Genomic DNA, 20,137 nt, shown 5'->3' with positions numbered 1-20,137 from the left:
ATCCGGCGGGGGTTTTTGTTTGCACGGACAGCGAGGTGTGGCCCGCAGGTGCTTGTCATCGCGAAAGGTGCAGGTTTAGCTGGCCTGGGACTTTGCGGGGGGCGTGAGGGTGGCAGACGGAACAGGCGGGCTGGAGGCCCGGGGCGTATCGTTCGGGCCGCCGCCGCCCGACTTTCCGATGCCTCCCCTTGATGTTGGCCATCGGGACGCGTCCAAGGCCGGGCGAGCGGGCCTGTGCACCTGGGTCCAGCAGGCCCAGTACGACCTGACGGGGCCGGATCATGTGGTGACCCGGCGTACGGTGATCGAGGTCACGGGCAGTGACGGCCTCCAGAGCGCGGCTCCGGTTTCGATCACCTTTGACCCGGAGTATGAGCGGGTCGTCGTCCATGCCATTCGCGTCCATCGCGCGGGCGACGTCCGCGAACTGTCGGACACGTCAGCCTTTGAGCTGATCCAGCGTGAACTGAATATGGAGCGGGCGGTCTATGACGGCAGTCGCACCGCCCACATGGTCATACCGGATGTGCGCATCGGAGACCGGATCGAGACCTGTATCTCTCTCATCGGGCAGAATCCGGCGCTAAGGGACCGGTTCAGCGCGCGCTTCATCCTGCAATGGGATGTGCCCGTGATGGAGACCCTGTGCGTGGTGCGCCTGCCGCAGGGGCGGGAGGTGGCCATCGAGAAATCCGGTGCGGCGCCCGACCCTGAGGAGAGTCAGGACGGGGCGGCCCGGGTCCTGACCTGGCGCGTGGTGGACATGCCGCCCTATCAGGTTCAGCCGAATGCGCCCCTTTCCTGCGTCAACTATGCAGCAGTCCGGGTCGCCGACAGACTGTCATGGGCCGAGGTCGCCGACATCTTTCGCCCGATGTACGAACCGGGTCCGCTGCCGGCGGATCTGGCCGGTCAGGTGGAGGATATCCGGCAGAAGACCTCCGACCCGGGGGCACGACTGGTCGAGGCGCTGCGTCTTGTCCAGGGCGTCCTGCGCTATCATTCGGTCAGTCTGGGGGAGGGGGGCTATCGGCCCCGCAGCCTGGATCAGATCTGGGCGACCCGGTACGGCGACTGCAAGGACGGCTCGGTGCTGCTGACGGCGGTGCTCAGGGCGCTGGAGATCGAGGCCGTCTGCGCGCTCGTGAACACCTTTGTCGGGGACGCGCTGAAGGATGGCCTTCCGACCGTGGGCGCCTTCAACCACTGCATTGTCCGGGCGCGTCTGGGCGGGCGCAGCTACTGGCTGGATTCGACATGGGGTTTTCAGGGCGGAGACCTGGGCCACCTTGCCCAGCCTGACTTCCACTGGGCGCTGCCGCTGATCGACGGAGCGGATCTTGAGTCCATGCCTCCGCAGCCACAGCTGGTCGACTGCGAGACGACGGAAGTCTGGACCCTGCCTGGTCGACCCGGGCTGTCCGCCGATGTCGAGATCACGACCGTGCAGCGGGGGGCCCGGGCGGATGGATATCGGCGCTGGCTGGCCAACGAAGGTCCGGACCGGATTTCCGAACGCCTCAGGGCTGACCTCGAGCCGGTCCTGCAGTCGCAACTGGAGACCATCGACAAGCCGGTCTTCACGGACGATCCGGTCAGGAATGAAATCCGGATGCAGGAACGCTATTATGTCCTGCAGCCCTTCGCGACCAAGGATGAGTCAGCCCGGACCGAGTACCCGCATGAGGTGTTTGTCTCGCGCGACGACCTGACGGGTCCCATGCTGCCCTCGATCGGGCCGGAGACCCGCCGCGAGCCGCTGGCTCTCGGGCAGCCTCGGCGATTCAGGAGCACCCGCATTACCCGGTTCCCGGTCAATATGGACATGGCGAGAGGCTGGGATGAGGTTCAGGAAAGCCCCGGGGGTGTTCGCCTTCACTCGACCTTCGCTTGGTCCGGCCCGCGCGAGGGCGTGCATACTCTCGACCTGACGATCACGGAGCGGTCCCTTCCCGCGAAACAGGCTGTCGCCTATCGGGAGTTCCTCAGACGGGCGCGGGAGACGAATGCCGTGGTCTTTCGCATGCCGGTAAAAGGGAACGCCTTCATTTCCACCAAGCCGGGCGGAAAGGGCAAGGGCGGTATAAATTGGTGGTGGGTGGCCCTGATCTTTGCGATCCTGGCCATCGGTCGGATCGTGTCGGCGGTGCAGGACACGCCGACCTACTGACGAAGCGCCTTGCCGAGGCCTGCGACGGTATTGGCGGCCCAGCAGGCATAGCCGCTGTCGTTGAGATGCAGATCGTCGGGGCCGACCCCGCCGCCTTCCAGACCGGCCCAACCGGACATGGGGCCGAAGCGAGGATTGACGGCATAGCCTTCTCGCGTGCCGAGGTAGGCGATCGTACCGGCCACTCCGGCGAGCAGGGTGTTGCGGCCCCGGAAGCCGTCGTTGTCGGTGTCTTCGGGAAGACCCTGGGGATCGATCAGCACCACATCGACGCCGGCGGCATCCAGGATGTCGCGCCCTCGGTCAAAATCGCTGACCACCCGGGCGAGGGTCAGGTCGCGCAGCATATCATTGGTGCCCAGCTGCCAGATGACCAGATGGGGGCGGGCGGCGTCGATCTCGGCCTGCAGCCGGGTGACCGTGTCAGCGGTCGTCTCGCCGCCGATGCCGCGATTGATGACGGTGATGCGGGCGTCGGGGAAGGCGTCGCGCAGACCCGCCTGGACCAGCGGGACATAGCCGCGTTCAGGCTGGCTGGCGCCCACTCCCTCAATGCTCGAGGAGCCGACGGCCAGGACTGTCAGTGCTCCCGCCCGAAGTGCGGCACGGCTGAGCATAAGGCCGTCATTCGCCCGAAAGCCACTGGTCAAGACCGGGCAAGCCGCCGGCACTTCGAACGCCCGGATGGTCGAGGGCCCGGGGACGGGGGCGCAGGCCCCCATCGCAAGGACGGCCAACAGGGAGGTGAGGGTGCCGGCGGGTCGCATCAGTTCTCTTCGCCGGTGGCGGGGTCGGTTTCGGTCTCGCCCGAATTGCTGGAGCCTTCCGAGCCGCGGGGTTCGGTGGCCGGACGCGGGGGCTCGCCTTCCTTTGAGGGGCGCTGGTCCTCGTTTTCAACAGAGCGGTTATCGGGTCGGGGGTCGGTCATGGGAGGACTCCTTCGACGAGCACAGTGCTCGGCGCAGGCTCAACGCTCAAGGCGCCCGGGAGGCTCCCGCTCGCCCGGTATGACTAATGCCGCGTTCACCATGGCTCTCAACTCCGATTCAAGGCTGAGCCGATAGGGTCGGGATGAAGGGGTGCGTGACAGGCGGGCCCGACCGAGGCGGACGGAACAGATATGAACACGGCTCTGAAGGTCGAGATGCTGGGTGTTGACGCTCTGTCGGCGGACCACTGGACGTTGTGGGAGCAAATGCGCCTCGCCAATCCGGCGCTGTCCAGTCCCTATTTCCGGCCCGAGTTCACCCGCATCGCCGCCGGGGTCACGCCGGGCGCGCGGGTGGCCGTTCTGCACCGGGGCGAGGATGTCGTGGGCTTCTTCCCGCACCAGACGCGCGGCGGGGCGATCCAGGCGCTGGCGGCGCCCATGAACGATTACCACGGCATCATCAGCCATCCCGAGACGGCGCCCACCCTGAGCCATGTCGCGGATCTGCTGGACGGCAACCGGCTGAACGTCAGCGGCTGGGTTGGCCCCGGCGGCGCAGGCAAGGTGCGCGAGGCGGTGATGGCCGTCCTGCCCGACGAGGGCTTCGAGCCCTGGTACGCCGAGCGGCGCGCCAACCAGGGCAAGTATTTCAAGGACAAGGAGCGCGCCCGCCGCAGTCTGGAAAGCGAACTGGGCCCTGTGCGCGTCGAGCTGGGCCTGCGCGATCCCGAGCTGCTGACGCAGGTCATCGATCTGAAGCGCGACCAGTATCGTCGCAGTGGTCTGCATGATGTGTTCGCCTGTGGCTGGACCGTGCGGCTGCTGGAGGCCCTGATGCAGGCCGAGGGCGACTTTGGCGCGTCCATCGCGGCGCTGTGGGCGGGGGACCAGCTGTGCGCACTGGAATATTCGCTGCACGCCGACAACCACTATCACTTCTGGTTCCCGGCCTATGTGCCGGGTCTGGCGCGCTGTTCGCCCGGGGTGTTGCTGAGCCTGGAGACCATGCGGCAGGGGGCGGAGCAGGGGTATCGCGTGTTCGATTTCGGCTTCGGCGGCGAGCACTACAAGAAGTATTTCTGCAATGCCGCCCAGAGCCTGCGCGAGGCCGTCATCCAGAAGCCGGGCCTGAAGGCCAGCCTGGGCGGGGCGGCAGCGGCGACGCTGGAGACCCTGGTCGGCCCGGTGCGGAGCGAGGCCCTGCGCACCAGTCTGCGCCGTCGCTGGTCGGCCATTGAGGCCTGCGAGGTCGATGGTCTGGCGCGCATGCGGGGTGTGGCGGTCGCGGCCCGCTCGGCTCTGAGGAAGACGCCCGACATCCTGACGGCCTCGGCCTGATCGACCGGAGAGACCCGATGCTGCAAAAGACCGCCCGTTCGCGCTATACCGGTCCGATCGAAAAGGGGGATGTGCACCCCCATACGCTGGTCGATCGCGGCTTTGCCTCGGACGAGGCGCTCGCCGACCTGCTGGATCGCTATCCGGCAGAGCTCTTCGACATCAACCTCTATGACTACGATGAAGAGGGTCAGTCGCGCCTGCGCACCGGCGCGCGGGGCCGACTGTCGGGGGCTGAACTGCTGGGGGCGATCAAACAGGGTCGGCTGTGGGTCAATCTGCGCTCGGTCGAACAGGGATGGCCCGAGCTGTGGCAGGCGGCCATGGGCGAGTTCGCCGCCATTCAGGCGCGCTATCCGGGGCTGAAGGCGGTACGCAATGCGGGCCAGCTGATCCTGTCGTCGCCCAAGGCGCGGGTGCCCTATCATTTCGACGCGGCGGGCGTGGTGCTGTTTCACCTGCGCGGCCGCAAGCGGGTGTTCGTCTATCCGGGCGATGAGTTGCACCTGCCCGAGATTGCCATGGAACAGGTGGTCGCCCGCCAGACGACCGAAGAAGTGCCGTACAGCCGCAGCTTCGAGGCCGATGCCCAGGTGGTTGATCTGGAGCCGGGGCAGGCGCTGACCTGGCCCTTCTATGCGCCGCACCGGGTCGAGAATCTGGACCGGTTCTGCGTGTCGCTGTCGATGGACTTCCAGACCTGGCCGACCCGGTTCCGCAACGGGGCCCTCTATGCCAATGCCGTTGCCCGGGCGCGGAGACATCAGCCCCGCTCGACCGACACGCTCGGCACGGTGGGGCTTGCCGCCCGCTGGGCCGCATCGCTGGCGTTCAGGAAGCTGAAGCTGATGCCGGATCAGATCGCCCGGTTCGAACGCGACTTTGAACCCGAGGTCGGGGCCTTGGACGGGGCGGGCTCCATTAATTCGAGGTCATGACCTCGAGTTAAAATGACAGGCGGGCCTCGGGCGCGCATCCTTTCCTCATGTTGGGAAAGGGAGGAACACCCATGAAATCCGCACTCATCCTGTCCGCCGCTCTGCTGTCGACGACCGCGCTGGCCGGCACGGCACAGGCCCAGGACGTCCAGATCGAAAATGCCGTTGCCCGGGTCATCGTGCTGGTCGAGGACCGCGCGGATGTTGCCGTCGAGATCGAGCGGGGCCGCGCCGATCTGCCGGTGCCGACGGTCCGCCAGAGGGGCGACCGCATCGAGGTGGACGGCAATCTGCCGCGTCGCGCCATCCGCAACTGCCGCTCGGGCCCCGCCAGCGCGCGCCAGCCGGGGGAGGGCGCGTCGGTCGATCTGCGCGATGTCGGACGGGTCCGTCTGGACGAGGCCCCGTTGATCGTCGTCAGAACCCCCCGCAAGGTGGAGGTGAGCGCCTCGGGCGCGGTCTTCGGCACGATCGGACGCGGCGCCAGCGACGTCGAGTTCGGCAATGCTGGATGCGGCGACTGGACCATCGCCAATGTTACCGGGACGCTTGACCTGTCCCTCGCGGGATCGGGGGATGCCCTGGTGGGCACCTCCGAGAGGCTGAAGATCGGCATTGGCGGCTCGGGCAATGTCCGCGCCGGGGCGACTCGCGATCTGGACATCGGTATCGGGGGTTCAGGCGATGTGGAGGTCGCCGGCGTCAACGGTCCGGTCGAGCTGGGCGTAGCCGGCTCGGGCGACCTTCTGGTGCGTGGCGGCACGGCCCCGCGCATGGATATTTCAGTGGCAGGCTCCGGAGACGTCGAATTCCGGGGTACGGTCGGCGATCTGAGCGTGTCGATTGCCGGTTCGGGCGATGTCCGGGTCCATGAAGTGACCGGTCGCGTCAGCCGCGCCATCCTGGGGTCGGGCGACATAAGCATCGGTCGCTGACATCCGTGGGATTCCGCCCTTGACGCAGGCGGAATCGAACGGCATAAGCCCCCACTCTTGTTGGACCGGCTGTGCACTTCGCGTGAGTATGAAGTGCAGACGCGGTCCGCAGGAACGACCTGAGACCCTGTTCTTTGCAGCGATCCAGGACTTAAACGGCCTTCGCGGGTAACTGCGTGGGCCGCTCGTTTTTGCGGACGTGCGTACTCTGAAGGCTTCGGCCTGAAGACTCCGGTCTTTGAAATGGTTCACAGGGACGCAGGTTCGCCTGCTTGGGAAATACGACCGATATGGATCAAAGCATCCGCATCAGGCTCAAGGCCTTCGATCACCGCGTCCTCGACTTTTCGACGCGCGAAATCGTCAACACTGCCAAACGCACGGGTGCGACTGTTCGCGGTCCCATCCCGCTGCCGACCCTGATCGAAAAGTTCACCGTGAACCGTTCGCCGCACGTCGACAAGAAGTCGCGCGAGCAGTTTGAAATCCGCACGCACAAGCGTGTCCTCGATATCGTCGACCCCACCCCGCAGACTGTGGACGCGCTCATGAAGCTCGACCTGTCCGCCGGTGTGGACGTCGAGATCAAGATTTAAGAAGAAGAGGCGGGATCCGATGCGCAAAGACGCGCAAAGAACGGGCGTGATCGCCAAGAAGCTGGGAATGACGCGTATCTTCGCTGAAGATGGCGCGCATGTCCCTGTGACCGTGCTGCAGCTCGATGGCTGCCAGGTCGTGGGTCAACGCACGCAGGAGCGGGACGGCTATGTCGCCCTGCAGCTGGGTGCCGGTGCCCGCAAGGCCAAGCGCACCAACAAGGCGCAACGCACGGTGTTCGCCAACGCTGAGGTCGAGCCCAAGCGTATCGTCGCCGAGTTCCGCGTGTCGGAAGACGCGCTGATGGATGTCGGTGCCGAGCTGTCGGCTGACCACTTCATCGCCGGCCAGACCGTGGACATTCAGGGCCAGACCATCGGTAAGGGTTTTGCCGGTGCCATGAAGCGCTGGAACTTCGGCGGTCTGCGGGCCACCCACGGTGTGTCGGTCTCGCACCGCTCGCACGGTTCGACGGGTAACCGTCAGGACCCGGGCAAGACCTTCGCCGGCAAGAAGATGGCGGGTCACCTGGGTCAGGAAACCGTCACCCTGCAGAACCTGACTGTGTTCCGCGTCGACGTCGACCGCGGCCTGATCCTGATCAAGGGCGCTGTCCCGGGTCACGACGGCAGCTACGTCAAGGTTCGCGACTCCATCAAGAAGGCCCGTCCGGCCGACGCTCCGTTCCCCGGTGCCGTGAAGTCTTCGGGCAAGGCTGCTGCTGAGGCGCCCGCCGAGACCCCGGCCGAGGACGCCCCCGTCGCCGAAACCACAGAAGGCGGTGAAGCGTAATGAAGCTCTCGGTCATCAAACTCGACGGCAAGGCCTCGGGCGATGTGGAGCTGTCGGATGCCGTATTCGGCATCACCGACATCCGCGGCGACCTGCTGGCCCGCTATGTGAACTGGCAACTGGCCAAGCGCCGCGCTGGTACCCACAAGGTCCAGACGCGCAACGAAAACTCGCGCACCGGCAAGAAGATGTACAAGCAGAAGGGAACCGGCGGCGCCCGTCACGGTTCGCGTCGCGCCCCGCAGTTCGTCGGTGGTTCGCGCGCCTTCGGCCCGGTCGTTCGCGACCACGGCTTCTCGCTGCCCAAGAAGGTCCGTGCCCTGGCCCTGCGTCACGCCCTGTCGTCCAAGGTCGTCTCGGGCGACCTGATCGTGGTCGACAGCGTCTCGGTCAAGGAACCCAAGACCGCCAAGCTGCGTGAGCAGTTCGGCAAGCTGGGCTGGACCAAGTGCCTGATCATCGCCGGTCCGGAAGTCGATGTCGGCTTCGGTCTGGCGGCTCGCAACATCCCGAACATCGACGTGCTGCCGAATGCCGGCCTGAACGTCTATGACATCCTTCGGGCCGACAAGCTGGTGCTGACCAAGGCCGCCGTCGAGGCGATCGAGGCGCGCTTCTCTGAGAAGGAGGCCGCATAATGGCCGGCGCTCAACCCACAGCCAAACACTACGACACGATCCTCTCGCCGATCATCACCGAGAAGGCGACGATCCTGTCCGAGCAGAACAAGGTCGTCTTCCGTGTGGCCGGTACGGCCACCAAGGACGAGATCGCTGCGGCGGTCGAAAGCCTGTTCAAGGTCAGCGTCGTCAAGGTCAACACCCTGGTTCAAAAGGGCAAGACCAAGCGTTTCCGCGGCATTATGGGCCGTCGGGTGGACATCAAGAAAGCGATCGTGACGCTGGCCGACGGCCAGTCCATCGACGTTACCACGGGGCTCTGAACCGATGGCTCTGAAGACATATAATCCGACGTCGCCGGGCCGCCGCGCCCTGGTGCTGATCGACCGTTCGGAGCTCCACAAGGGGCGTCCGGAGAAGTCGCTGACCGAAGGCCTTACCAAGTCCGGCGGTCGCGGTGCCGGTGGTCGTATCGCCGTCCGCTTCCGCGGCGGTGGTGCCAAGACCCTGTACCGCAAGATCGACTTCAAGCGTCGCAAGTTCCAGACGGCGACCGTCGAGCGCCTGGAATACGATCCGAACCGCACCGCCTTCATCGCCCTCATCACCTATGAGGACGGCGAAAAGGCCTACATCATCGCGCCGCAACGCCTGAAGGCGGGCGACACGGTGGTCGCGGGCGAAAAGACCGACGTGAAGCCGGGCAATGCCATGCCGCTCCGTTCGATGCCGGTGGGTACGATCATCCACAACATCGAGATGAAGCCAGGCAAGGGCGCCCAGCTGGCCCGTTCGGCCGGTGCCTACGCCCAGCTGGTCGGTCGTGACGCCGGTTACGCCCAGATCCGTCTGGGTTCGGGCGAGCTGCGCATGGTTCTGGACGGTTGCATGGCCACGGTGGGCGCGGTGTCGAACCCCGACCACATGAACCAGAACCTCGGCAAAGCCGGTCGCAAGCGCCACATGGGCTTCCGTCCGCACGTCCGCGGTGTTGCCATGAACCCGATCGACCACCCGCACGGTGGTGGTGAAGGTCGGACCTCGGGTGGCCGGACGCCGGTCACGCCCTGGGGCAAGGACACCAAGGGCACCCGTACCCGCAAGAACAAGGCCACGGACAAGTACATCATCCGTAGCCGCCACGTTAAGAAGGCTCGCTAAAGATGGCCCGCTCCTCCTGGAAAGGCCCGTTTGTCGACGGGTATCTGCTGAAGAAAGCCGAGACCGCGCAAGCGTCGGGCCGCAAGGATGTGATCAAGACCTGGTCGCGCCGGTCCACCATCCTGCCGCAGTTCGTTGGCCTGACCTTTGGTGTCCACAACGGCATGAAGCACGTGCCGGTGTCGGTCTCCGAAGAAATGGTCGGCATGAAGTTTGGCGAGTTCTCCCCGACCCGGTCGTTCCCGGGCCACGCGGCGGACAAGAAGGCCAAAAGGAAGTAACGGATGGCCCAGACCAAAAACCCCCGTCGCGTGTCGACGACCGAGGCCCGCGCCAAGCTGGTCAACGTCCGCATCAGCCCGCAAAAGCTGAACCTGGTGGCCCAGTCGATCCGTGGCCTGCCGGTCCAGAAGGCGCTGAACGAGCTGGAATTCAGCCGCAAGCGCATCGCGACCGACGTCCGCAAGGTCCTGTACTCGGCCGTTTCCAACGCCGAGAACAACCACAACCTGGACATCGACAACCTGATTGTTGCCGAGGCCTTCGTGGGCAAGAACCTGGTGATGAAGCGTTTCGCGAGCCGCGCTCGTGGTCGTTCGTCGCGTATCCTGAAACCGTTCAGCGAGATCACCATCGTGGTCCGTGAAGCCGGCGAGGCCGCCTGATGGGTCAGAAAATCAATCCGATCGGGCTCCGGCTCGGTGTCAACCGCACCTGGGACAGCCGCTGGTTCGCCGGCGGTCAGGAATACGCCAAGCTGCTCCACCAGGACCTGAAGCTGCGCGAGTGGCTGCGTGAGCGCCTGTCGGGTGCCGGCGTGTCGCGGATCATCATCGAGCGTCCGCACAAGAAGTGCCGCGTGACGATCTATGCCGCCCGTCCGGGTGTCGTGATCGGCAAGAAGGGCGCCGACATCGAGAAGCTGCGCAAGGACATCGCCGCCATGACGGACGGCGAGGTTCACCTGAACATCGTCGAGGTCCGCAAGCCGGAAGTCGATGCCCAGCTGATCGCCGAGAACATCGCCCAGCAACTGGAACGCCGCGTGGCCTTCCGTCGTGCCATGAAGCGCGCCATGCAGTCGGCGATGCGTCTGGGTGCCAAGGGTGTCCGGATCAACGTCTCGGGTCGTCTCGGCGGCGCCGAAATCGCCCGGATGGAATGGTACCGCGAAGGCCGTGTGCCGCTGCACACCCTGCGCGCCGACATCGATTACGGCGTGTACGAAGCCAAGACCACCTACGGCATCATCGGTGTCAAGGTATGGGTCTTCAAGGGTGAGGTGCTGGAGCACGACCCGATGGCCCAGGACAAGCGTTGGGCCCAGGAAGCTGCCGGTCCGTCGTCGAATGAAGGCCGCGAGCGTGGCCCCCGCGGTGATCGCGGTCCGCGCCGTGACCGGGGACGTGAGAGCTAAGTCATGCTGCAACCGAAGAAGACCAAATACCGCAAGGCCTTCAAGGGCCGCATCCATGGCTCGGCCAAGGGTGGTTTCTCGCTGAACTTCGGCTCCTACGGCCTGAAGACGCTGGAGCCGGAACGCATCACTGCGCGTCAGATCGAGGCGGCCCGCCGCGCGATCACCCGCCAGATGAAGCGTCAGGGCCGCGTCTGGATCCGCGTCTTCCCGGACGTGCCGGTTTCCGGCAAGCCGGCCGAAGTCCGCATGGGTAAAGGCAAGGGCGCCGTGGACCACTGGGCGGCGCGCTGCCACCCGGGCCGGATCCTGTTCGAAATCGACGGCGTGCCGGACGACATCGCCCGCGAGGCGCTGCGCCTCGGTGCCGCCAAGCTGCCGGTCCGCACCAAGGTGGTTACCCGCCTGGATGCCGGCATCGGCCAAACGGAGCAAGCGGCATGACCAAGATCGCCGACCTGCGGGCCCTGACGCCCGACCAAATGTCTGAAGAGCTGCTCAAGCTCAAGAAGGAACAGTTCAACCTGCGCTTCCAGGCGGCCACCGGCCAGCTGGAAAAGACCCACCGTGTGGGTGAAGTGCGCAAGGACATCGCCCGCATCTCGACGCTTCTGCGCCAGAAGCAGGCAGCGGCTTAAAGGAACGAAGATGCCGAAACGAATTCTCGAAGGCGTGGTCGTCTCCGACAAGGGCGACAAGACTGTCGTCGTCAAGGTCGAGCGCACGCTGCTGCACCCGGTCCTGAAAAAGACCGTGCGCCTGTCCAAGAAGTATCACGCCCACGACGAAGCGAATGCCCTCAAGGTCGGTGACCTGGCCCGCATCGTCGAGTGTGCCCCGAAGTCCAAGCTGAAGCGTTGGGAAGTCGTCGCCGACTCCCAGGCCTCGGCTTCGTAATAGAGAAGGATCGGATCCCATGATCCAGATGCAAACTAACCTGGAGGTGGCCGACAATTCGGGCGCTCGCCGGGTCATGTGCATCAAGGTGCTGGGCGGCGCAAAGCGTCGCTACGCCTCGGTTGGTGACACCATCGTCGCCTCGGTCAAGGAAGCGATTCCGCGCGGCCGGGTGAAGAAGGGTGACGTCGTGCGCGCCATCGTCGTCCGGACGGCCAAGGACATCCAACGCAAGGATGGCTCGGTTATCCGCTTCGACAAGTCGGCTGCCGTGATCGTCAACAAGCAGAACGAGCCGGTCGGCACCCGCATCTTCGGCCCGGTTCCGCGCGAGCTGCGCGCCAAGAACCACATGAAGATCATCTCGCTGGCTCCGGAGGTCCTGTAACCATGGCCGCCAAGATCAAATCGGGCGACACCGTCGTCGTCCTGACCGGCAAGGACAAGGGACGCACCGGCAAGGTGCTGAAGGTTCTGCCGACCGAAAATCGCGTCGTCGTGCAAGGCATCAACATGGTTCAGCGCCACACGCGCCCGACCCAGGCTGATCCGCAGGGCGGCATCAAGAATAAGGAAGCCTCGCTTCACCTGTCGAACGTCGCGATCGCTGACGCCAACGGCAAGGCGACCCGCGTGGGCTTCAAGGTGGAGAACGACCAGAAGGTCCGCTTCGCCAAGACGACGGGAGACGTCATCTGATGGCCGAATCCAAATACACACCGCGCCTGAAGGGCGAGTATAACGAGCGCATCAAGGGCGTGCTGACCGAGAAGTTCGGCTACACCAACCCGATGCAGATGCCCCGCCTGGACAAGATCGTCCTGAACATGGGCATCGGTGAAGCCGTGGCTGACTCCAAGAAGGCGAACGCCGCCCTCAAGGACCTGACCGCGATCGCCGGCCAGAAGGCCGTGCCGACCAAGGCCCGTAACTCCATCGCCGGCTTCAAGCTGCGCGAAGGCATGGTCATCGGCGGCAAGGTCACGCTGCGCGGCGACCAGATGTACGAGTTCCTGGACCGGCTGATCACGATCGCGCTGCCGCGCGTGAAGGACTTCCGGGGCCTGAAGGGCACCTCGTTCGACGGTCGTGGCAACTATGCGATGGGCCTCAAGGAGCACATCGTGTTCCCGGAGATCAACTACGACCAGATCGACCAGATGTGGGGCATGGACATTATCGTCTGCACCACGGCCAAAACGGATGAAGAGGCCAAGGCTCTCCTCACCGAATTCAAATTCCCGTTCGTGAACTGAGCGGGAAAGGAAAAGCACAATGGCTAAGAAAAGCGCCGTAAACCGGAACGAGCACGTCAAGCAGCTTGTTGCGAAGTATGCCGCGAAGCGGGCCGCCCTCAAGGCGACCGCCAACGATGAATCGCTGCCCCTGGAGGAACGCTTCGAAGCACGCCTCAAGCTGGCCGCGCTGCCGCGCAACTCCGCGCCCAGCCGCATCCGCAACCGCTGCGAGGTGACAGGCCGTCCGCGCGCCTATTACCGCAAGCTCAAGATGAGCCGTATCGCGCTGCGTGAACTGGGCAACAAGGGTCAGATCCCCGGCCTGACCAAGTCGAGCTGGTAAGGGGAAAAACGCCATGATGATCAACGATCCCCTGAGCGACATGATCGCTCGCATCAAGAACGCGGCGACCCGCAAGCGTTCCAAGGTGCTCACCCCGGCCTCGCGTCTGCGTCAGCGCGTCCTCGACGTGCTGAAGGACGAGGGCTACATCCGCGGCTATTCGCTGGTTCAGAACCCCGGCGAATTCCCGCAGTTCGAGATCGAGCTGAAGTACTTCGACGGCCAGCCGGTCATCGCCGAGATCAGCCGCGTGTCCAAGCCGGGCCGCCGCGTCTACTCCGCGATCACCGACCTGAAGCCGATCAAGAACGGCCTCGGCATCTCGATCCTTTCGACTTCCAAGGGCGTCATGTCTGACACGGCTGCCCGCGACGCCAACGTTGGCGGCGAAGTCCTCTGCAGGGTCTACTAAGATGTCCCGTATCGGTAAGAAAACCATCGCCATCCCGAAGGGTGTGACCGTCAACATCGACGGCCAGACCATCGTGGTGAAGGGCCCCAAGGGCGAGCGCTCCTGGACCGTGGCCGAAGAGATCGAGGTCACCCAGGGTGACGACGGTCTGAACCTGGCCCCGCGTGCGGACACCCAGCGTGCCCGCGCCATGTGGGGTCTGTCGCGGACCCTCGTCGACAATATGGTCACGGGCGTCACCGAAGGCTTCGAGCGTACCCTGGAACTGGTCGGCGTCGGCTATCGCGCCGCGCTCAAGGGCCAGTCGCTGTCGCTGCAACTCGGCTTTTCGCACGAGATCGACATCGCTCCGCCGGCCGGCATCACCTTTGCCGTGCCCAAGCAGACCGAAGTGAAGATCTCGGGCAATGACAAGCAGGCCGTCGGTCAGATCGCCGCCGTCATCCGCAAGCTGCGTCCGCCGGAGCCCTACAAGGGCAAGGGTGTGCGCTACGCGGGCGAGACCGTCCGGCGCAAGGAAGGCAAGAAGAAGTAAGTCATGGCCACTACGCTCAAACAGAATGCCAAGCGTCGCGCCGAGCGCACCCGTCGTCGCCTCAAGGCGGTCGCCAACGGTCGCATGCGCCTGTCGGTCCATCGGTCGGACAAGAACATCTCGGCCCAGATCATCGACGACGCCAACGGCGTCACCCTGGTTGCTGCCTCTTCGCTGGAAGGCGAAAAGGGCAAGAAGCAGAAGGGCTCCGACACCGCCGCTGCGGCGCGTATCGGCAAGCTGATCGCCGACCGCGCCAAGGAAAAGGGCGTCACCGACGTCGTTTTCGACCGGGGCGGCTACATCTATCACGGTCGGGTGAAGGCGCTGGCGGATGCCGCGCGTGAAGCCGGCCTGAACTTCTAAGGAACCGCAGCATGGCGCATCAACCCCAACGCGGCGGCGGCGGCAACGATCGCAGTCGTCGTGACAACCGCAACGCTCCCCAGGCCGAGGGTCCGGACTCGGACATCATCGAAAAGCTGGTTCACATCAACCGCGTCGCGGCCACTGTGAAGGGCGGCCGCCGGTTCTCGTTCGCGGCCTTGATGGTCGTCGGCGACGGCAAGGGCCGTGTCGGCTTCGGTCACGGCAAGGCGCGCGAAGTGCCGGAAGCCATCCGCAAGGCGACCGAAGAAGCCAAGAAGACGATGATCCGTGTTCCGCTTCGCGAGAACCGCACCCTGCACCACGACGGCAACGGCCGTTGGGGCGCCGGCAAGATCATGGTCCGCTCGGCGCCTCCCGGCACCGGCGTGATCGCTGGCGGTCCGATGCGGGCCGTTCTGGAAACCCTGGGCGTGCAGGACGTGGTCGGCAAGTCGACCGGTTCGTCCAACCCGTACAACATGATCCGTGCCACCTTTGAAGCGCTGAAGGTTCAGTCCTCGCCGCGCCAGATCGCGTCCAAGCGCGGCAAGAAGGTTGCGGATCTGATGGGACGTCGCAATGACGGTGCTTCGGCGCCGGAAGCCGTCGAGAGCTGATCATGGCCAAGAAAGACACCTCCACCGTCACCGTCCGCCAGACCGGCAGCCCGATCCGTCGCAAGTCGGACCAGCGCGCCACCCTGATGGGTCTGGGCCTGAACCGCATGGGCCGTGAATCGACCCTTGAGGACACTCCGGCCGTCCGTGGCATGATCGCCAAGGTCGCCCACATGGTCGAAGTGGTCGAAAAGTAAGCGAATTCGCTACGCGAAGTGGCGAGTGGTGAGTGGCGTGTGACGAGTAGGCAGGGGGTCGGTTCATCCGATTTTGCTTGACTCGGCACTCATCACTCGCCACTCGCCACTTTCTTTTTTCAACGCCGAGTCTGGCCTCGCCAGGCGCTAGCACCCGAAAGGATCAGGCACATGAAACTGAACGAAATCCGTGACAACGAAGGCGCTCACAAAAAGCGCATGCGCGTCGGCCGGGGCCCCGGTTCCGGCAAGGGCAAGACCTCGGGCCGCGGCGTCAAGGGTCAGAAGTCGCGGACGGGCGTCAGCCTGCTGGGCTTCGAGGGCGGCCAGATGCCGCTGTACATGCGCATGCCCAAGCGCGGCTTCAACAACCCCGGCGCGCTGAAGCTGGCCGAGGTCAACTTGTGGCGTCTGCAGGACGCGGTGGACGCCAAGAAGCTGGACATCAAGAACGAAATCAACGGCGACGCCTTGGTGGCCGCCGGTGTGCTGCGCCGCACCAAGGACGGCGTGCGCGTGCTGGGCACCGGTGAGCTGAAGGCCAAGCTGAACCTGGTCGTGTGGTCGGCCTCGGCCGGCGCGGTCAAGGCCATCGAGGCCGCCGGCGGAACCGTCGTTCAGGAGCGGATCGCCGCTGAAGCCAAGGCCGCCGCGCGGATCGAAAAGCGCAATGCCGCCAAGGGCAAGGCTCCCCCCGCCAAGGCGCCGCGTGGCGACGCCAACAAGGTCTCGGCCCGCTCCCGCCGCCAGGCTGCGGACAAGGCTGAAAAATAAACCCGCCGGGGCGGTCTCGCTAAGAGGCCGCCCTTCGCCTATCTGGGAATGGGCACCCGGTCGCTTGCGGCCGGTCTTGGACTGAAACGTCGGGGTAAACCGCTATGGCTTCGGCCGCCGAACAACTTGCTGCCAATATGAACATCGGCTCGTTCGCGAAAGCGACCGAGCTGCACAAGCGCCTGCTCTTCACGCTGGGTGCGCTGCTGGTCTACCGGATCGGGACGTTCGTGCCGATCCCCGGAATCAATTCCGAGGCCTTCCTGCAGTTCTTCCAGAACCCGGACGGCCAGCGCGGCATCCTGGACATGTTCAACATGTTCTCCGGCGGCGCGGTCGAGCGCATGGCCGTGTTCGCCCTGAACGTCATGCCCTACATCTCGGCGTCGATCATCGTGCAGCTGATGGGCGCGGTTTATCCGCCCTGGGAGAAGCTGAAGAAGGAAGGTGGCGAAGCCGGTCGCAAGCAGCTGAACCAGTACACCCGCTATCTGACCGTGCTGCTGGCGCTGATGCAGTCGCTGGGCATCGCCGTGGGCCTGAACGGCCAGCCGAATCTGGTCGATGCACCGGGTATCTTCTTTATCGTCTCGACCGTCGTGACCCTGACGGGCGGCACCATGTTCCTGATGTGGCTGGGTGAGCAGGTGACGGCGCGCGGCGTCGGTAACGGCATCTCGCTGATCATCTTTGCCGGTATTGTCGCGGTCCTGCCGTCCAGTGTCGCGCGGCTGCTGGGTCTGGCCCAGCAGGGCCAGATGTCGGCCTTCCTGCTGCTGTTCCTCGGCGCGCTTGCGATCGCCACCGTGGTCTTCATCGTCTTCATGGAGCGGGCCCAGCGTCGGCTGCTGATCCAGTATCCCAAGCGTCAGGAAGGCAACCGCATGGCCGGGGGGGAGCGCAGCTTCCTGCCGCTGAAGGTCAATGCCGCGGGCGTCATTCCGCCGATCTTCGCCTCGTCCCTGCTGCTGCTACCGGCGACCGTGGCCCAGATGACGGCCAATGCGGACCTACCGTCGTGGATGGGGTGGCTGCCGTTCGTGACCGCCCAGATGTCGCACGGACAGCCCCTGTTCATGGCGCTGTATGCGTTCCTGATCATCTTCTTCTGCTTCTTCTACACCTCGATCACCTTCAATCCCGAGGACACGGCCGAGAACCTGCGCAAGTACGGCGGCTTCCTGCCGGGCATCCGTCCGGGCAAGCGCACGGCCGAGTACCTGGACTATGTGCTGACCCGCCTGACGGTGATCGGCGCGGCCTACATCACCGCCGTCTGCCTGCTGCCGGAATTCATGGCCAGCTCGATGGGTGGCCTGCTTTTCGGCGGCACCTCGATCCTGATCGTGGTCTCCGTGACCATGGATACGGTGGCGCAGATCCAGTCGCACCTGCTGGCGCACCAGTATGAGGGGCTGATCAAGAAGGCCAAGCTGCGCGGACGTGGCGGCGGCGGCCGGGGTGGCATGCCGGCACCTGCACGCCGCTAGGCCAGAGGGGGAACGCCATGAACCTGATCCTGTTCGGGCCGCCTGCGGCCGGCAAGGGCACCCAGGCCAAGCGGCTGGTCGAGACGCGAGGCATGGTCCAGCTGTCGACCGGAGACATGCTGCGCGCCGCCATCGCCTCTGGCTCCGACCTCGGCCAGACGGTCAAGGGCATCATGGAACGTGGCGAACTGGTCACCGACGAGATCGTCGTGGCCCTGATCGAGGCGCGGCTGGATGAGGCCGAGGCTGCCGGGGGCGCCATCTTCGACGGCTTTCCCCGCACGGTGGCCCAGGCCCAGGCCCTGGATGCCATGCTGGCCCGCCGCGGCTCGACCATCGACCGGGTGGTCCGCCTGAAGGTGGATGACGAGGCGCTCAAGGCCCGCATCGCCCAGCGCTATGCCGAACAGGGGCGCCCGGACGACAACCCCGAAAGCTTCCGCGTCCGGCTGGAAGCCTACAACCGGCAAACCGCGCCGCTGCTTCCCTACTATGAGGGCCAGGGCAAGCTGGTCGAGATCGACGGCATGGCTTCGATCGACGCCGTCGCCGGGGCCATCGACACCGTTCTGGCCGACGCCTGAGCGCGACAGGCGACCGAACCCGGTTTCGGGCGTTAAGCTGGGCCGATGGGCCTGTCTTTTTCCTCTCTGTCTCCCCGACAACGCCGGGCGTCCCGCTGGAGCGGTGGCATGGTCGTGGCTCTGGCCGTTCACGGCCTGGTGCTGCTGGCCGTCAGCCGCTCGACTCCTGCTCTGCCCGAGGCGCCGCTGAGGACGATCGACGTCTTCCTCTATTCCCCCGAGCCGCCCCCGCCGCCACCGCCGCCACCGGCTGCGCCGGCCGTCGAGACCGGGGGAGGGGCGCCGGCCAGTCCCTCGGTCGTAAACCTGCCGCCCGAGCCCCCGCCCGAGGTCGAACGCGAGCTGGTCGCACCGCCTGAGCCTGCGCCTGAGCCGACACCCCGGGTTGGTATTGCGCCGCTGCCGACGCCCACGCCGGGTCAGGGGCTGGGCGGGCAGGGGACCGGCACGGGGACCGGTAGGGGCGAAGGCGCTGGCCCGGACGCAGGCACGCGGACCGGCCCGCGAAACCTGCGCGAGCCGCGTCCCGACGCCCTGCGGCCCTATCATCCGCGCGAGGCCTTGCGCCGGGGCGTGTCGGGGACCGCCGTCGTCAGCTGCCGGATCCGGCAGGATACGGTGCTGGATCAGTGCCGGGTCCTGAGCGAGACGCCGCCCGGCCAAGGCTTTGGCGCCGCCGGTATCGCAGCGGCGGTTGCCGAATACAGGTTCCGCCCGGGCATGGTCGATGGCCGCCCTGACTTTGACCTGCGGGCTGTGATAACCATTCGCTTCGGACGCAATGCGCCGTGAAGCGCCCCACAACCGTTGACGGCGCGTGAATCCCCTGTATAAGGCGCGCTTCCGCGAAGGACGCGACACGCTCCTGGTCTGTTGACCGGAGCGGTTTCTGCGTCTGGAAACGCGTTATTGGAGATATTCGTGGCCCGTATCGCTGGCGTCAACATTCCGACCAACAAGCGCGTTGTCATCGCGCTTCAGTACATCCATGGCATCGGCCCCGCCGCCGCCCGTGAAATCACCGAGAAGGTGGGCATTGAGGCCGCGCGCCGGGTCAATGACCTGACCGACGCCGAAGTCCTGCAGATCCGCGAGACGATCGACGCCGACCACACGGTCGAGGGCGACCTCCGCCGCGAAACCTCGATGAACATCAAGCGTCTGATGGACCTGGCCTGCTATCGCGGCCTGCGTCACCGCAAGGGCCTGCCGGTCCGCGGCCAGCGCACCCACACCAATGCCCGCACCCGCAAGGGTCCGGCCAAGCCGATCGCCGGCAAGAAGAAGTAAGAGAAAGAGCTGATCGATGGCCAAGGACACGGGTCGCGTCAAACGCCGCGAGCGCAAGAACATCACTTCGGGCGTGGCGCATGTGAACGCCAGCTTCAACAACACCATGATCACCATCACCGACGCCCAGGGAAATGCGATTTCCTGGTCTTCGGCCGGTCACATGGGGTTCAAGGGCTCGCGCAAGTCGACCCCTTATGCGGCGCAGATGGCCGCCGAGGACGCGGCCAAGAAGGCCAGCGAGCACGGCGTCAAGACGCTGGAAGTGAACGTCTCGGGCCCCGGTTCCGGTCGTGAGTCGGCCCTGCGCGCCCTGCAGGCCGCCGGCATGACCATCACCACCATCCGTGACGTCACGCCGATGCCGCACAACGGTTGCCGTCCGCCCAAGCGCCGCCGCGTCTAAGGCCCGCTGAAGCATTCTTTTCCCGTTGGTCGGGCTGTTCGCAATCGCGGACTTTCCAGATCGACGAAACCCGTTCGAGGGACCCT

General features: G+C 65.5%; 31 protein-coding genes and 1 pseudogene. 30 read left to right on the top strand and 2 right to left on the bottom strand.

The window, feature by feature from the left end; all coding sequences use genetic code 11:
- Positions 1 to 109: 109 nt before the first annotated feature.
- Complete coding sequence (locus tag B4K74_RS09315) at positions 110 to 2,170, top strand: DUF3857 domain-containing transglutaminase family protein (protein ID WP_286692699.1); 2,061 nt, start codon at positions 110 to 112, stop codon at positions 2,168 to 2,170.
- Here the strand turns inward: B4K74_RS09315 and B4K74_RS09310 are convergent.
- Both B4K74_RS09310 and B4K74_RS09305 read right to left on the bottom strand, forming a co-directional pair.
- Positions 2,164 to 2,787: an SGNH/GDSL hydrolase family protein gene (locus B4K74_RS09310; protein WP_286692698.1), complete on the bottom strand. Its 624-nt coding sequence runs from the start codon at positions 2,785 to 2,787 to the stop codon at positions 2,164 to 2,166. The two genes, B4K74_RS09315 and B4K74_RS09310, sit on opposite strands and share 7 nt — an antisense overlap.
- 149 nt (positions 2,788 to 2,936) lie before the next feature.
- Complete coding sequence (locus B4K74_RS09305; RefSeq protein WP_286692697.1) at positions 2,937 to 3,098, bottom strand: hypothetical protein; 162 nt, start codon at positions 3,096 to 3,098, stop codon at positions 2,937 to 2,939.
- Between the two features lie 192 nt (positions 3,099 to 3,290).
- On the opposite strand from B4K74_RS09305, the gene B4K74_RS09300 reads away from it, so the two are divergent.
- The 29 genes and pseudogenes from B4K74_RS09300 to rpsK all read left to right on the top strand — a co-directional run bounded on the left by B4K74_RS09300 (position 3,291) and on the right by rpsK (position 20,051).
- Positions 3,291 to 4,439, top strand: a complete 1,149-nt coding sequence (locus tag B4K74_RS09300) for a GNAT family N-acetyltransferase (RefSeq protein WP_286692696.1) — start codon at positions 3,291 to 3,293, stop codon at positions 4,437 to 4,439.
- A gap of 17 nt (positions 4,440 to 4,456) precedes the next feature.
- On the top strand, positions 4,457 to 5,377 hold the full coding sequence (locus B4K74_RS09295; protein WP_286692695.1) for a cupin-like domain-containing protein: 921 nt from the start codon (positions 4,457 to 4,459) through the stop codon (positions 5,375 to 5,377).
- Between the two features lie 71 nt (positions 5,378 to 5,448).
- The gene (locus B4K74_RS09290) at positions 5,449 to 6,312 is read left to right on the top strand and encodes a GIN domain-containing protein (protein WP_286692694.1); all 864 of its coding nucleotides are present in this window, start codon (positions 5,449 to 5,451) and stop codon (positions 6,310 to 6,312) included.
- A gap of 290 nt (positions 6,313 to 6,602) precedes the next feature.
- Positions 6,603 to 6,908, top strand: a complete 306-nt coding sequence (rpsJ, locus tag B4K74_RS09285) for a 30S ribosomal protein S10 (RefSeq protein ID WP_003164367.1) — start codon at positions 6,603 to 6,605, stop codon at positions 6,906 to 6,908.
- Positions 6,909 to 6,927: 19 nt separating this feature from the next.
- The gene (gene rplC / locus B4K74_RS09280) at positions 6,928 to 7,701 is read left to right on the top strand and encodes a 50S ribosomal protein L3 (protein ID WP_123285859.1); all 774 of its coding nucleotides are present in this window, start codon (positions 6,928 to 6,930) and stop codon (positions 7,699 to 7,701) included.
- The gene (gene rplD / locus B4K74_RS09275) at positions 7,701 to 8,339 is read left to right on the top strand and encodes a 50S ribosomal protein L4 (protein WP_123285858.1); all 639 of its coding nucleotides are present in this window, start codon (positions 7,701 to 7,703) and stop codon (positions 8,337 to 8,339) included. The genes rplC and rplD overlap by 1 nt, the downstream gene beginning before the upstream one ends.
- Positions 8,339 to 8,644 carry a 50S ribosomal protein L23 gene (locus B4K74_RS09270; RefSeq protein ID WP_123285857.1) on the top strand — a complete coding sequence of 102 codons (306 nt, stop codon included), beginning with the start codon at positions 8,339 to 8,341 and terminating at the stop codon, positions 8,642 to 8,644. The genes rplD and B4K74_RS09270 overlap by 1 nt, the downstream gene beginning before the upstream one ends.
- A 4-nt stretch (positions 8,645 to 8,648) precedes the next feature.
- A complete protein-coding gene (rplB, locus tag B4K74_RS09265; protein WP_123285856.1) occupies positions 8,649 to 9,482 on the top strand; it encodes a 50S ribosomal protein L2 in 834 nt (277 codons plus the stop codon).
- A 2-nt stretch (positions 9,483 to 9,484) separates the two neighbouring features.
- A complete protein-coding gene (gene rpsS / locus B4K74_RS09260) occupies positions 9,485 to 9,763 on the top strand; it encodes a 30S ribosomal protein S19 (protein WP_123285855.1) in 279 nt (92 codons plus the stop codon).
- A 3-nt stretch (positions 9,764 to 9,766) separates the two neighbouring features.
- Entirely contained in the window at positions 9,767 to 10,147 is a 381-nt protein-coding gene (gene rplV / locus B4K74_RS09255; RefSeq protein WP_123285854.1) for a 50S ribosomal protein L22, read from the top strand.
- Positions 10,147 to 10,899, top strand: a complete 753-nt coding sequence (gene rpsC / locus B4K74_RS09250) for a 30S ribosomal protein S3 (RefSeq protein WP_286692693.1) — start codon at positions 10,147 to 10,149, stop codon at positions 10,897 to 10,899. Before rplV ends, rpsC begins: the two co-directional genes overlap by 1 nt.
- A gap of 3 nt (positions 10,900 to 10,902) precedes the next feature.
- Complete coding sequence (gene rplP, locus B4K74_RS09245; protein ID WP_286692692.1) at positions 10,903 to 11,343, top strand: 50S ribosomal protein L16; 441 nt, start codon at positions 10,903 to 10,905, stop codon at positions 11,341 to 11,343.
- On the top strand, positions 11,340 to 11,537 hold the full coding sequence (gene rpmC / locus B4K74_RS09240) for a 50S ribosomal protein L29 (RefSeq protein ID WP_286692691.1): 198 nt from the start codon (positions 11,340 to 11,342) through the stop codon (positions 11,535 to 11,537). Before rplP ends, rpmC begins: the two co-directional genes overlap by 4 nt.
- Before the next feature lie 10 nt (positions 11,538 to 11,547).
- The gene (gene rpsQ / locus B4K74_RS09235) at positions 11,548 to 11,796 is read left to right on the top strand and encodes a 30S ribosomal protein S17 (protein WP_123285850.1); all 249 of its coding nucleotides are present in this window, start codon (positions 11,548 to 11,550) and stop codon (positions 11,794 to 11,796) included.
- 19 nt (positions 11,797 to 11,815) lie between these two features.
- Positions 11,816 to 12,184, top strand: a complete 369-nt coding sequence (gene rplN, locus B4K74_RS09230) for a 50S ribosomal protein L14 (RefSeq protein ID WP_123285849.1) — start codon at positions 11,816 to 11,818, stop codon at positions 12,182 to 12,184.
- A gap of 2 nt (positions 12,185 to 12,186) precedes the next feature.
- Positions 12,187 to 12,495, top strand: coding sequence for a 50S ribosomal protein L24 (gene rplX / locus B4K74_RS09225; RefSeq protein WP_286692690.1), 309 nt, complete (start codon positions 12,187 to 12,189; stop codon positions 12,493 to 12,495).
- Positions 12,495 to 13,052, top strand: a complete 558-nt coding sequence (gene rplE / locus B4K74_RS09220; RefSeq protein ID WP_286692689.1) for a 50S ribosomal protein L5 — start codon at positions 12,495 to 12,497, stop codon at positions 13,050 to 13,052. Before rplX ends, rplE begins: the two co-directional genes overlap by 1 nt.
- A 19-nt stretch (positions 13,053 to 13,071) precedes the next feature.
- Positions 13,072 to 13,377 (top strand): 30S ribosomal protein S14, encoded by a 306-nt coding sequence (gene rpsN / locus B4K74_RS09215; protein WP_123285846.1) that lies wholly within the window; start codon positions 13,072 to 13,074, stop codon positions 13,375 to 13,377.
- A gap of 13 nt (positions 13,378 to 13,390) precedes the next feature.
- Positions 13,391 to 13,789 carry a 30S ribosomal protein S8 gene (rpsH, locus tag B4K74_RS09210; RefSeq protein WP_123285845.1) on the top strand — a complete coding sequence of 133 codons (399 nt, stop codon included), beginning with the start codon at positions 13,391 to 13,393 and terminating at the stop codon, positions 13,787 to 13,789.
- Between the two features lies 1 nt (position 13,790).
- Positions 13,791 to 14,324, top strand: a complete 534-nt coding sequence (rplF, locus tag B4K74_RS09205) for a 50S ribosomal protein L6 (protein WP_286692688.1) — start codon at positions 13,791 to 13,793, stop codon at positions 14,322 to 14,324.
- Positions 14,325 to 14,327: 3 nt separating this feature from the next.
- Entirely contained in the window at positions 14,328 to 14,690 is a 363-nt protein-coding gene (rplR, locus tag B4K74_RS09200) for a 50S ribosomal protein L18 (protein ID WP_123285843.1), read from the top strand.
- A gap of 11 nt (positions 14,691 to 14,701) precedes the next feature.
- Positions 14,702 to 15,310: a 30S ribosomal protein S5 gene (gene rpsE, locus B4K74_RS09195; RefSeq protein WP_286692687.1), complete on the top strand. Its 609-nt coding sequence runs from the start codon at positions 14,702 to 14,704 to the stop codon at positions 15,308 to 15,310.
- Between the two features lie 2 nt (positions 15,311 to 15,312).
- The gene (gene rpmD, locus B4K74_RS09190) at positions 15,313 to 15,507 is read left to right on the top strand and encodes a 50S ribosomal protein L30 (protein ID WP_123285841.1); all 195 of its coding nucleotides are present in this window, start codon (positions 15,313 to 15,315) and stop codon (positions 15,505 to 15,507) included.
- Positions 15,508 to 15,678: 171 nt separating this feature from the next.
- Positions 15,679 to 16,119: pseudogene (gene rplO, locus B4K74_RS09185) on the top strand (50S ribosomal protein L15); the annotation flags it as partial.
- Between the two features lie 266 nt (positions 16,120 to 16,385).
- On the top strand, positions 16,386 to 17,771 hold the full coding sequence (secY, locus tag B4K74_RS09180) for a preprotein translocase subunit SecY (RefSeq protein ID WP_123285839.1): 1,386 nt from the start codon (positions 16,386 to 16,388) through the stop codon (positions 17,769 to 17,771).
- A gap of 17 nt (positions 17,772 to 17,788) precedes the next feature.
- Positions 17,789 to 18,355: an adenylate kinase gene (locus tag B4K74_RS09175; protein ID WP_123285838.1), complete on the top strand. Its 567-nt coding sequence runs from the start codon at positions 17,789 to 17,791 to the stop codon at positions 18,353 to 18,355.
- A gap of 108 nt (positions 18,356 to 18,463) precedes the next feature.
- The gene (locus tag B4K74_RS09170) at positions 18,464 to 19,147 is read left to right on the top strand and encodes an energy transducer TonB (protein WP_286692686.1); all 684 of its coding nucleotides are present in this window, start codon (positions 18,464 to 18,466) and stop codon (positions 19,145 to 19,147) included.
- 129 nt (positions 19,148 to 19,276) lie between these two features.
- Complete coding sequence (gene rpsM / locus B4K74_RS09165; RefSeq protein ID WP_123285870.1) at positions 19,277 to 19,645, top strand: 30S ribosomal protein S13; 369 nt, start codon at positions 19,277 to 19,279, stop codon at positions 19,643 to 19,645.
- Between the two features lie 16 nt (positions 19,646 to 19,661).
- On the top strand, positions 19,662 to 20,051 hold the full coding sequence (rpsK, locus tag B4K74_RS09160) for a 30S ribosomal protein S11 (RefSeq protein WP_123285836.1): 390 nt from the start codon (positions 19,662 to 19,664) through the stop codon (positions 20,049 to 20,051).
- Positions 20,052 to 20,137 lie beyond the last annotated feature (86 nt).

The sequence above is a fragment of the Brevundimonas sp. UBA2503 genome (assembly GCF_002341485.1).
Classification (GTDB): domain Bacteria; phylum Pseudomonadota; class Alphaproteobacteria; order Caulobacterales; family Caulobacteraceae; genus Brevundimonas; species Brevundimonas halotolerans.
Note: the sequence above shows the minus strand (reverse complement) of the source record. Positions and strands in the feature narration are given on the sequence as shown.